This is a genomic window from Roseateles sp. P5_E8 (assembly GCF_054177665.1).
In genome coordinates this window covers 44,633-55,653 of sequence record NZ_JBGCUM010000034.1, presented here as the reverse complement: position 1 = coordinate 55,653, position 11,021 = coordinate 44,633, and the positions used below count along the sequence as shown (strand labels likewise).

Annotated in this window: 7 protein-coding genes; 1 reads left to right on the top strand and 6 read right to left on the bottom strand. The window is 69.4% G+C overall.

Annotated elements, in window-relative coordinates:
• On the bottom strand, nucleotides 1–3,930 hold a 3,930-nt coding region (locus tag ACXRVZ_RS18645; protein WP_458232680.1), incomplete at its 3' end, for a beta strand repeat-containing protein.
• Between the two features lie 10 nt (nucleotides 3,931–3,940).
• On the bottom strand, nucleotides 3,941–5,563 hold the full coding sequence (locus tag ACXRVZ_RS18640) for a ShlB/FhaC/HecB family hemolysin secretion/activation protein (RefSeq protein ID WP_457425022.1): 1,623 nt from the start codon (nucleotides 5,561–5,563) through the stop codon (nucleotides 3,941–3,943).
• 154 nt (nucleotides 5,564–5,717) lie between these two features.
• On the opposite strand from ACXRVZ_RS18640, the gene ACXRVZ_RS18635 reads away from it, so the two are divergent.
• Nucleotides 5,718–6,020: a hypothetical protein gene (locus ACXRVZ_RS18635; RefSeq protein ID WP_457425024.1), complete on the top strand. Its 303-nt coding sequence runs from the start codon at nucleotides 5,718–5,720 to the stop codon at nucleotides 6,018–6,020.
• 158 nt (nucleotides 6,021–6,178) lie between these two features.
• Here the strand turns inward: ACXRVZ_RS18635 and ACXRVZ_RS18630 are convergent, their stop codons facing one another.
• The 4 genes from ACXRVZ_RS18630 to ACXRVZ_RS18615 form a co-directional block, all read right to left on the bottom strand.
• Entirely contained in the window at nucleotides 6,179–7,150 is a 972-nt protein-coding gene (locus ACXRVZ_RS18630; RefSeq protein ID WP_458232679.1) for a PEP-CTERM sorting domain-containing protein, read from the bottom strand.
• 190 nt (nucleotides 7,151–7,340) lie between these two features.
• The gene (locus ACXRVZ_RS18625; RefSeq protein ID WP_457425028.1) at nucleotides 7,341–8,321 is read right to left on the bottom strand and encodes a LysR family transcriptional regulator; all 981 of its coding nucleotides are present in this window, start codon (nucleotides 8,319–8,321) and stop codon (nucleotides 7,341–7,343) included.
• 13 nt (nucleotides 8,322–8,334) lie between these two features.
• The gene (locus ACXRVZ_RS18620) at nucleotides 8,335–9,093 is read right to left on the bottom strand and encodes a FadR/GntR family transcriptional regulator (RefSeq protein ID WP_457425030.1); all 759 of its coding nucleotides are present in this window, start codon (nucleotides 9,091–9,093) and stop codon (nucleotides 8,335–8,337) included.
• Nucleotides 9,094–9,122: 29 nt separating this feature from the next.
• Nucleotides 9,123–11,018 carry a glycoside hydrolase family 97 catalytic domain-containing protein gene (locus tag ACXRVZ_RS18615; RefSeq protein WP_457425032.1) on the bottom strand — a complete coding sequence of 632 codons (1,896 nt, stop codon included), beginning with the start codon at nucleotides 11,016–11,018 and terminating at the stop codon, nucleotides 9,123–9,125.
• Nucleotides 11,019–11,021 lie beyond the last annotated feature (3 nt).

Here is an 11,021-nt window from a genome sequence, read left to right as displayed (position 1 = left end):
GAAGCTGATGGGCGCCGGCGTGATGTTGGCCGTGACGTTGCCGGCCGGCGCCTGGAACTGGTAGTTGGAGGCAAGGCCGCCGTTGCTGCCGTCGCTGAGCAGGTAGCTGGCGGTGACGATCTTGCCCGTGCCGACGTTCTTGTTCGCGAAGCTGCCGGAGCCGGCCACGCCCACGGTCTCGCTGCCGACGAGGCCGGTGATGCCGCTGACGCTGACCGTGGCGCCGGTGGTGGTGTCGTAGACCCTGTTGGCGGCGCTGACGGTGGCGGTCAGCGTGGCCGGCGTGATGTCGGCGGCCAGGCCAGTGGGCGCGGCCAGCAGGTAGTTGGCGGCGTCGGAGCCCGAGAGGCTGAAGCCGCTGGTGCTGACGGCCTTGGCGGTGCCGACATCCTTGCTGGCGAAGGCGCCCGTGCCGGCATTCAGCGTCACCTGGTCGCTGCCCAGCGGCGTGACGCCCAGGCCGGTGAACTGGGCCACGGTCGTGCCGTCGTAGCTGCGGTTTTGTGCCGTTGCCGAGAAGGTGAGCGTGGCCGGTGTGATGTTGGCCGYGAGGCCGGTGGGCGCGGCGAGCTGGTAGTTGCCGGCGTCCGYGCCCGWGAGGCTGGCGCCGCTGATGGAGACCGGCTTGGCCGTGCCGACGTTCTTGTYGCTGAACGTCGCCGTGCCCGCGTTGAGCGTGAGCTGGTCGCTGCCCAGCGGCGTGATGRCGATGTTGGCGAGCGTGGCGGTCRGCTGCGCGTCGTAGACCTTGTYCTGGGCCGTGGCGCTGAAGCTGATGGGSGCCGGCGTGATGTTGGCCGTGACGTTGCCGGCSGGCGCCTGGAACTGGTAGTTGGARGCMAGGCCGCCGTTGCTGCCGTCGCTGAGCAGGTAGCTGGCGGTGACGATCTTGCCCGTGCCGACGTTCTTGTTCGCGAAGCTGCCGGAGCCGGCCACGCCCACGGTCTCGCTGCCGACGAGGCCGGTGATGCCGCTGACGCTGACCGTGGCGCCGGTGGTGGTGTCGTAGACCTTGTTGGCGGCGCTGACGGTGGCGGTCAGCGTGGCCGGCGTGATGTTGCCGCTGGCAGCGCTTTGCAGCGTGTAGCCGTAGATCGGATGGCCGGTGGCGTCCATGAACTGCGGCGGCGCGCTGAAGTTGAGGGTCACGGCGCGCGTGCCGACGTCCTTGCTGGAGAAATTGGCCGTGTAGCTGCTGATCGAGCCTGGCGTGTCGCCGGCCACGTCCAGCGTGAAACTCAGGTTGCTGAGCGCGGCATTGGTCGTGCCGTTGTAGGCGCGCGGGGCCACCGTGCCGTTCATGGTGGCGTACTGCACGTTGTAGGAAGCCACACCGTTGCCGAAATCGCTGGCCGCATCGGCCACGGCGCCGGTGCCGTAGCGCTGGAAGCTGTAGCCCAGGCCGCCGAGGTTGATGCTGGCGCTGCCGGCAGGGTCGAAGCTCCAGATCAGCCAGCGCCCGCTGGAGGAGGAGTCGATCCCCAGCGCGCCGCTGCCGGCCTTGTTGTCGAAGAAGCTGGTCGGGTTGTTGGCCGGGCCTTCGATGAGGATGGCCGTGCCCGGGCCACCGCTGTAGAGCGAGGTCGTGCCCAGCAGCTGGGTCGAGAAGCTGCGCACATGGATGAAATCGGCCGTGAGCGAGCTGTTGTCGATGGTCAGCGTGGTGTCGCTGAAAAGTTCGATCCGGCTGCTGATGGCATCGGTGCTCATGCTCAGGCCGTTCAGCAGTGCGCCGCCGCCGAGGGCCGTCAGCGTGAGGTTGCCGTTGAGCGAGAACATGTCGGCGCCGCCGCCCATGATCGTCAGGGCATTCAGGCCGCCCTGCGTGTTCTGGCCCGTGGCCTTGAGGTCGCCGGAGCTGGTGTAGATCAGGTTGCTGCTGGCCGGATCCGACGCCATGTAGAGGCCGTAGCCGGTGCCGGTGGAAACGCCGGTCAGGGTCACGCTGGCGCCGCCGAGGTAGACCTGCGGGAACTGCTGGTTGGTGATGTAGAGGCCGTCCGTGCCGGTGCCGGTGATGGTGATCGCAGCATTGGCTTGCTGCAGGTAGAGATCGTTGATCTCCACGCCGCGGCCCCTGGTCGAGTTGCCGGTGACGGTGAAGTTGTTGACGGTGCTGACGAAGTTGCTGCTGAACGAGGGGTCGATGGGGAAGTACACGCCGCGGCCGCCGGTCTCGGCCGTCCTGCCGTTGATGGTGACGTCGCCGACGGGGCCGCTGCCGCCGGCGTCCGTCGTGATGTCGACGGCGACGATCTTGACGCCGTCGGGCATGCCGGGGCGGCCCACGGCCGGGCCGCCGCCGGGGCCGCCGATGGTGAGGTTGCCCCCGCCGGTCCAGATGTGGGTGTTGTTGATGCTGACCGCACCGACGCCGCTCCCCGCCGCCTGCAGCGACACGTTCAGCGGCCCACCGCTGTTGGTGATGTGGGTGTTGTCCAGCACGATGTCGCCGGCAGCCTGCAGCGTCAGCGTGACCGGCGCGGTGTTGGAGGGCGTGATGTTGGCGCTCGTGACCGTGATGTTGCCGGCCTGCGTGCCGCCGGTGCCGGTCGAGACCGTGACATTGGTGCCCGCGGTCAGCGCAGCGTTGAGGGTGGCCGTGGTGACCACCGCGTCGTCGGCGTTGGCCGTGAAGCTGGCGTCGAAGCCGGTGTCGACGCCGCTGCCGCCGTCGGTGATGGTGATGTTGTAGGGGTCGAGCAGCCAGGTGCCGGCACGGCCGCGCGGAGCGCTCACGTCCAGGCGCGCGGGCCGCGAGTCCAGCCAGCCGCCCGAGGTCTCGATCAGGCCGCCGTTGCCGCCGAGGGCGCCGCCGCGGGCGCTCAAGGCGCCGTAGGCACGCGTCGCCAGGTCGCTCCAGAGGACGATCTGCCCGCCGTTGCCCTGGCCCAGCGCGTCCGCCGACAGGCTGGCGCCACGGCCGAGGAAGAGGGCCTGGGCATTGGGCACGGAGGCATCGCGCCCCTGGACGCCGCCGCCAGCGAGGATGGTGCCGCCGGCGTCGCGCCCCGAGGCGCTGACCGCGGCGCCGTCGAGCACGCCGACCTCCCGGCCGAGCAGCAGGACCCGCCCACCGCCGCCCGCCGCCGCGTCCGCGCTCGTCACGCTGCCCGCGGCCAGCGTCAGGCGCTCGCTGGCTTGCAGCACGATCTCACCGCCCGGCCCCACCGACAGGCTGTCGGCGCGCACCAGGCCCTGCTGGTTGACGGCCGCGCCATGCACGTCGATGCGCCCACCGGCCGCGCTGAGGCTCCCGAGGTTCAAGGCATCGCCCTGCGGCGCCGTGATCCTGACGGCGAGATTGGGCGCACCGGTGTCGACCAGCTCGACGCTGCGCCCGGCAGCCAGCAGCACCTGCCCGCCCGGGGCCTCGATGAGGCCCTGGTTCTCGACCGAGCCGCCCACGAGGGCCACGCGCCCGCCCAGGCTGGTGCGGATTTCGCCCTGGTTGACGATGCCCGCCGCCGGCTCGGCGCCACCGAGCACGTAGCGGCCGGCGAGCCAGTCCTCGTTGGCGATGTTCAGCGTCGAGGTGACGAGGCCGGCCACGTCGACGCGGGCGCCCTGGCCGAACAGCACGCCATTGGGGTTGAGCAGCCAGACGCGCCCGTTGCTGCTCAGGCTGCCGAGGATGGCCGAGGGGTCGTTGCCGGTCACGCGGTTGAGCACCTGGCTGCTCGTGCTGGGCTGCACGAAGCGCACGGCGTTCTGGGCGCCGATGGAAAAGCTCTGCCAGTTCAGGATGGCGTTGGCCGAATTCGTCACGGTCAGCACGCCGCCCTGGGTCTGCGCCGAGGCTTGGCCCGCCGCGACCTGCAGCCCGCTGGGCAAGGTCTGCTGCGCCTGCGCGCAGGCCATGGCCGCCAGGGCCAGCGCGGCCGCCAGCGGGCGGAACTTGAGGTGTCGCGGCAAGAGGGCTCGGTTCATGGCTCAGGCCTCAGGGAAAGCTGTAGGTGGCGTTCACGTGCACGTGCTGCTCGTGCCGGTCCGTCTGGAGGCCCGGTTTGAGCGTGTGCGCCAGGTCCAGGCGCAGCTGCAGCCCGGCGATCATCATGCGTGCGCCCAGGCCCACCGACGCCAGCGCGCAGCGCGACTGCCCGTTGCGGCAAGGCGTGCCGAGGTGGTTCCAGACCTTGCCTGCGTCGACGAAGAACAGGCCGCGCAACTGGGCCTGCGCGCCGCCCACGAGCGGCGCGAAATCGCGGCTGAGGACCTCCAGCGAGCCGAGCAGCCCCTGGTCGCCGATCAGCTCGCGCTCGCCATAGCCGCGCACGGCGTTGGCGCCGCCGAGCCCCAGCTGCTCGCCCGGCACGAGGGCGTCGGGGCTGGCCTGCCCCTGCAGGCGCCACTGCAGCTGCCAGCCGTCCGGCAGGGCACTGGCGCGGGCCGCCTGCAGCTTGAGCACCATGAAACCGGGATTGGCGCCCGGGCGCACCGCCTGGAAATCCGCGGCGCGGCCATGGGTGCCGCCTTCGAGGTTCTGCGACAGGGTCAGCGCCAGGCTCGCCGGGTCGCTGCCCGTCCACTGCAGCTGGTAGTCGATCGACAGCGGATGCACGGTCACGCTCTCGCCGGCGCTGCCGCAGGCACCCGCCGGCAGGCCCTCGATGCTGCAGTTGTTGCGATAGGCGCGCCGGTCCAGCCCTGCGGCGAGCCGCTGCACCCGCTCGCCGTTGCGCGCGAGCCGCCCGCCCAGGCGCATGCCCAGCACGTCGCCCCTGCCGTCGAACTGCAACGGCCCCGCCACCGTGGCCGTGCGGCCGCCGTCGACGTCGGAATGCGCGGCGAAGACGTCGAGCATCAGGCCGGCGCCGTACAGCGGCATGCGGTAGCCCGCGCTCAGCACCGACACCGAATCGAGCTTCTCGGGCGAGGTCTGGTATTGCAGCGACAGCACATGGTCCAGCCCCCAGAGCTCGGCGCTCTGATAGCCGACGGAGGTGCGCATGCGGCCGGTGCTGGCGTTGCCGGTGTTGTCCAGGCCGAGCGTCCAGCGCGCGGGCGGCTGCTCCTTCACCAGCACCTGCGCGTCCACCTCGCCGGGCTGCGCGCCCGGCTCGAGCGACACCGCCACCTGGCGTGCGGGGTTCTCGTTGGCGAGCTGGATCTGCGCGTCCAGGCGCTGCGGCTGCGGCGTCAGGCCTTCGCGCAAGAGCGGCAGGCTGCGCCGCAGCGCGGCCTCGCCGGTGCGGGCGTTGCCGCTGAAGGTGATCTTGCTGAACCGACCCTCCAGCACCGCAATGGTCAGCGTGCCGGGCGCCGGGCTCTGCACCGGCAGATAGGCAACCACCCCGCCGTAGCCGGCCTGACGGTACAGCGCCTGCACGGCGGCGGCGGCCTGCTGCAGTTCGGCCAGACTGTGCTCGCCCTTGAAGGGCTCGAGGGCCTGCAGCAGCGTGGCTTCTGGCAGCAGCGTATTGCCCGTGACGTGGAACTGCTGGACGTTCAACCGTGCCTCGACGGCCCCGGACGAGGCGGGCTGCGGTGTCGCGGCCCCGGCTGGCGCCACCGCCAGCAGTGACAGGATCAACAACGGCAGCGCGAGACGGTGATGGTGCATGTGCATGGCTTTGAGGACCCTGACCTGTGGACGCTCGCCTGCGCGAGAGCCCGAGCCCGCGATGCCACCAGCGCGGATGCTAACGGCGGGGGGTGTGGGCACAAGGTCGTGACTTACCGGCTGACACAATCGGGCCAGGAACAGCCCACGCCGCATGCGCCACCTCAGCTTCGACCTCAGCGATAGCTCCGACGACATCCTCACGCTGGAGGCCATGGCCTCCACCCGCGAGACCGAACATGCCGCCGTGATGGTCGAGGTGGAGCAGGTGCTGGCCTGGGCGCAGGCCGAGTTCGGCGGCCGGCAGGGCCCGGTGGAGGATGGCTGCGCCTGGGACCACGAGCTGCTGGTGCAGCACGAGGCGGGCGACTGGGTGACGGTGACGCTGACGTTCAGCGCGTCGGCCGAGTTCGCCGAGGCGTTTCAGGCCAAGTTCGCCGAACCCGACGAAGACTGAAGCCACGCCGCCCGCTTCTGGCGCCGCAGAAGAAAACCGAAGGTTTCGCCAAAGTTACCCAGCCGCCGGACGGGACTCCCGGCAATGCGCCGAGCAGGCACGGTCTACGCAAAAGCATCCGCGAGAGCGGCCCACCCCGAACCCGCGCTCAGTCGCGTTCAACCCCGCCGCCGCTTGATCCAGCAGACGAGGGCCAGGCCGCCCAGCATCAACGCATAGCTCTCGGGCTCCGGCACGGCCGACACCGCCCGCCCGTAGTCAAAGCCCGAATCACTGGTGATGGACAAAGTCCCGAGGTAGGGGCTGCCGTCTTGCAGGGTCACGCGCGCCAAGCCCATCCACTCAAGCGTGTTGCCGAAGTCGGCAAGGGCGCTCTGACTGCCATCATTGCCCCGCTGGACGCCCGCGCTCGCCTCGGCAAGCATCGACAAGTTGAAGGTCGTCCCGGCCGGGCCCGGGGTCACCCCCACCAGCATCGAGAACTCGCTGAAGCCGAGGCCGGTTTCGGTACGGACGATGCTGATCAGGAAAGGGTTGCGACTGACGAGGGTCTTCTGTTCAGCCACGCTGCCCGAGGCTGAAAGCGAGACATCTGGCCCCGACAGGCTGATCTGCCAACTGGCCGTTGCGCCGGCGCCGCCAAAGCCAAGGTTGGCGTTCGTAGCGCTGTTGAACGCCGTCACGTTGCCGGCGGCATGCAGCGCGAACACCATTTCTATGGGAGCGTCGCCGGTCGCGCTGACCGTGAAGCTGTCAGTCAAAGAGGCGGTAGCGGTGGTCTCGGCGCTGGTCGGTTCTGCGCCCGAGGTACCGGGTCGGCTGTTGAAGGCGCTGGCGAAGGTGGATATCTTGCCGTTGCCTGCCGTGGCGCTACCCGAGGTGGTGACTGGCGCCTTGGTGTATTCGCCAATGGCCGCACGCAACCGGTCGTTGCCCACGCCGGCGAAATTCAGGGTGTTGGGCGTCTGCGAATCGCCGACCTGCCGAATGGTCACCGAGGCGGCCGTGGTTGCGGCGAGGCTGGGGTTGCAGAGCACCAGCAGCGCCCCACTGATGGTGGCCCACTTGAGCGAATCGGCTCGCCTGGCGCGGGGCGGCATCGGGCGCATGTTTGAGATCTGTGCGGTCAACGTCGTCTCCTTGGGGCTAAGAGGTTTCGCGCCCAGCCAGACCAGAGGGGCGCGGTGAGTTGCCGGACGGTCCACGACCTGACGGCGGCAATGCGGCCCATGTTGCCCAGGCAGCGTCTCCGCACCGTCTCAATCGCCGCGTTTACAGCGCAGCCGGCTCCCCCCGAGCCAGGGGGCGCCACCGCAGGCCCTAATACAAGTCCCGCGCCGCCAGCCTCACCTCATGCAGCAACTGCCTCGCCCCCGGCGACATCAGATGCCCTTCACGCGTGATGATGCCGAACGCATCCATGTGGCAGGGCAGCTCAATCGGCAAGATCGCCAGCACGTTCAGCGACGCGTAATAGCGCGCCACTTCGACGGGCATCACATGCAGTGAATCCGTCTGCTGCAACAAGGCCGTGATCAACAACAAGGCCGTCGTGTCGACGTTGTTCGCCGGCGGCTCCAGCTCAGCGCGGCGGAACATCAGTTCCCAGCGGTGGCGCAACACGCTGCCCTGCGGCGGCAATATCCAGGGCTGGTTGGCGAGGTCGGCGAGCTTGAGGTTGTCGGCCTTCAACAGCGGGTGGCCCACGCGGGCGACGGCACAGGCGGGCTCGACGGTCAGCTCCTCGTAGTGCATGCCGGCGGCGCCTTCCTCCTCGACGATGCGGCCGATCATGAAGTCCAGCTTGCCCCGGCGCAGCATGTCCAGCAGCGCCTTGCTGCTGTCCATCTGCACGCCGATGCGCAAGCGGGGCGCCTGCAGCTTGATGCGCGAGATGGCGCGCGGCAGCAGGCCCATGGCGGGGGTCATGATGACGCCCACCTCCACCTGACCCGACAGGCCGTGCTTCAACGCGACGATGTCATCGTGCGCCGCCGAGAGCGACGTCAGCGCCATCCGCGCGTGGCGGATCATGGTCTCGCCGTAGAGCGTGGGCTCCATGCCGCGCGGGTGGCGCTCGAAGAGCTTCACATCCAGCATGTCCTCCAGGTCCTTGAGCTGCTTGGAGGCAGCCGGTTGCGTCATGCAGAGGACTTCGGCGGCGCGGTGGATGTTGCGCTCGTCGTCCAGCGCGATCAGCAGCAGCAGCTGGCGCGTCTTGAGCCGCGCGCGCAGGAACCAGTTCGGGTTGGGGCTGGCGTCGGTCAGACCGCTGGCGTCATCGTCATCGTCGCGGGCCATGGGGGTGACTTTCTTAAGCAAGATTGACCCGCCCATCGTTGGCAAGCACGCTGTTGATGTCGTCGCCGGTTTCGTCCAGCTGCACCAGCGTGGCCTGGCGGGCGCCGAGGGGGTCGCGGGCCTGCAGCGCGGTCAGGATGGCCTTGTGGCGCGGCAGCGAAAGCTCATGCGTGTTGGGCAACTGGCTGGACAACGTGATGGACTCGCGCAGCGCCAGCGACAGCATGTTGCCGATGTAGGCCAGCAGGTCGTTGCCCGTGGCCTCGGCGATGCGGCGGTGGAAGGCCAGGTCGGGCTCCAGCAGCTCCTCGGTCGTCTTGGCGGCGGCCATGCCCTCGTAGGCCTTGGCAATCGACGTGAGCTGCTCGTCTGTCGCGGCGCGGGCGGCCAGTGCGGCGGCGGCGGGCTCGAAAATCTGGCGCACTTCCAGCAGCGTCTGCACGAAGTCGCGCTGGGGCTGGGCCTGGATGAGCCAGTACAGCACGTCCGGGTCCAGCAGATGCCACTCGTTGCGTGGCCGCACGATGGCGCCGGCGCGCTGACGCGACACCACCAGGCCCTTGGCGACCAGCACGCGCACCGCCTCGCGCAGCACGGGGCGGCTGATCTCGTAGCGCTCCAGCAGCTGGGCCTCGGGCGGCAGCTTGTCGCCGGGCTTCAGCTCGCCGCCGACGATGGACAGGCCCAGCTCGCTGACGATGCGGCCGTGCTGGCTCTTGCCCTTGCCCTCGGTCTGGGCGCTGTAGGTGGAGTGGTCCGCTCGGGTTCGCATGGGAGCCAGGCTAGTCGCTGAAGCCTTCATTATCGAAAGCGGGCGACGAAGCCGCCCTTGGGCGCCAGCGTCAGCTTGGCCGCGGGGGCCGCGAGCTTGCTCTCGGCGAACTCGCGCTCACCTGCGCCGTCGGTGATGAGCTGGCCTTCGCGGTCGCCCAGCCAGGCTAGGTCGAGCGTGATCTCGCGCGGCTGGTCGTCGGCGTTGATGCCGGCAACGAACCACTGCTTGCCGGCGCGGCGGGCGATGACAGCGAACTTGCCCGGCTCACCGTCCAGGAAGCGCACCTCATCCCAGTGGCGCGGCAACTCGCGCAGCAAGCCCTTCACATAGGCCGGCACCGTGGCCATGCCCTCGGGCGTCTCGGCGAAATGCTGGATGCCCGACAGGAAGAGGACGCTCTCGGCCAGCTCGAAGCCGTTGCGCGTGGCGCGCTTGATCTTGGGAATCTCATGGAACACCACGGGCGTGAAGTCCATGGGGTCGAACAGGTTGCGCGTGAACGGCAGCATGGCCGCGTGGCCGACGACCTTGTCCTGGTCGCCCTGCGTGAAGGTGGCGAACTCGAAGCCCTTCACGGCCTCCACCGTCAGCAGGTTGGGGTAGGTGCGGCTCCAGCCGCGCGGCAGCGTCGCGCCGTGGAAGTTCAGCAGCAGGCCGGCCGCAGCGGTTTCCTTCAACAGGGCCACGTAGTAGGCCTGCATGGAGGCGCCGTCGCCACCGAAGAAGTCCACCTTCAGGCCCTTCACGCCGATGGCCTTCATGCGGGCGAACTCCTTGGCGCGGTCTGCCGGGGTCAGCAGCGCGCTCTTCGGGCTCATATCGGTGTCGTTCCAGGCGCCCGAGGAGTTGTACCAGGCGAGCAACCCGACGTTCTTGGTCTTCGCGTAGTCGGCCAGTTCCTTCATCTTGGCGTCGCCGATCTTGCGGTCCCAGTAGGCATCCACCAGCGTGTAGTTCCAGCCCATGTCGGCGGCGTAGTCGACGAAACGTTTCTGCACGTCGAAGACGGTGGCGTCGTCCTTCAGGATGGCCCAGCTCCAGGAGGCGTGGCCGGGCTGGAGCCTCTTCTTGTCGAAGGCGACGGCGGGCGCGGCGAGGTCCGTGCCGAGGGTCGATTCCATGACCGTCTTCAAGGGGCCGATGGCCAGCACGCGCCAGGGCGTTGTCAGCGGCCCGTTCACGTCAGCCAGCAGATGGCCGCCGGTGAAGACCTCGCTGGGCTCGGGCAGGCCGATGCGGTAGGTGCCGCCTGTGGATTCGCCTGCCAGGCGCGACGCGTGGAAGCGGCCGTCCATGCCGGCTTCGGTCAGCGCAACCCAGTTGGCGCCCGCGCGGAACAGCGCCGGGAAGACCCAGCCCGCATGTGACGGCGCCTTCGTGCCGACGGCGATGTCGGCCTGGTAATGCTCTTCGTAGGACGGGTTGGTGCGCGCATAGCCCGTCTTGGCCACAGACATGGGTTGCAGCCAGGCGCGAGCTTCCGGCGCGAAGGCAAAGCTGGTCAGCTCGTCCTTGAATTGCTTGCGACCCGCGCCGTCCACCGTGTAGCGCAGCGCCAGGCCGTCATTGGAGGCGCGCAGCGTCAGCACGAGCTTCTGGCCGGCGGCGTTGGCGACGGTGAAGCGCTGCTCGTTGGCGCGGTAGTCGACGCTGCTCTTCTTGCCGGCTGCCAGCGTGTACTGCTCGCGGTGAGCCTTCACGGGCGAGGTCGCGACGAGCTTGAGCCCGTTGGCGAAGTCGCCTTGCTCCAGCACCAGGCCCAGGCGCGATGCCAGCAGCACGGGCTGGCCGGCGCGTTGCACGGTGTAGACCAGCTGCTGCTGGGCGTTGACAGACACGTCGACCTGGAGCTGGCCGTCGGGGCTGTTCAGCGCCTGGGCGAGAGCGGGCAGGGCGAGCAGGAACGAAGCGATGAGGCGCATGTG

Excerpts from the sequence above, each read along its gene's own strand:
- ACXRVZ_RS18640 (WP_457425022.1), bottom strand. The coding sequence starts at position 5,563 with ATGCACCATCACCGTCTCGCGCTGCCGTTGTTGATCCTGTCACTGCTG.
- ACXRVZ_RS18635 (WP_457425024.1), top strand. The coding sequence starts at position 5,718 with ATGCGCCACCTCAGCTTCGACCTCAGCGATAGCTCCGACGACATCCTC.
- ACXRVZ_RS18625 (WP_457425028.1), bottom strand. The coding sequence starts at position 8,321 with ATGGCCCGCGACGATGACGATGACGCCAGCGGTCTGACCGACGCCAGC.
- ACXRVZ_RS18620 (WP_457425030.1), bottom strand. The coding sequence starts at position 9,093 with ATGCGAACCCGAGCGGACCACTCCACCTACAGCGCCCAGACCGAGGGC.
- ACXRVZ_RS18615 (WP_457425032.1), bottom strand. The coding sequence starts at position 11,018 with ATGCGCCTCATCGCTTCGTTCCTGCTCGCCCTGCCCGCTCTCGCCCAG.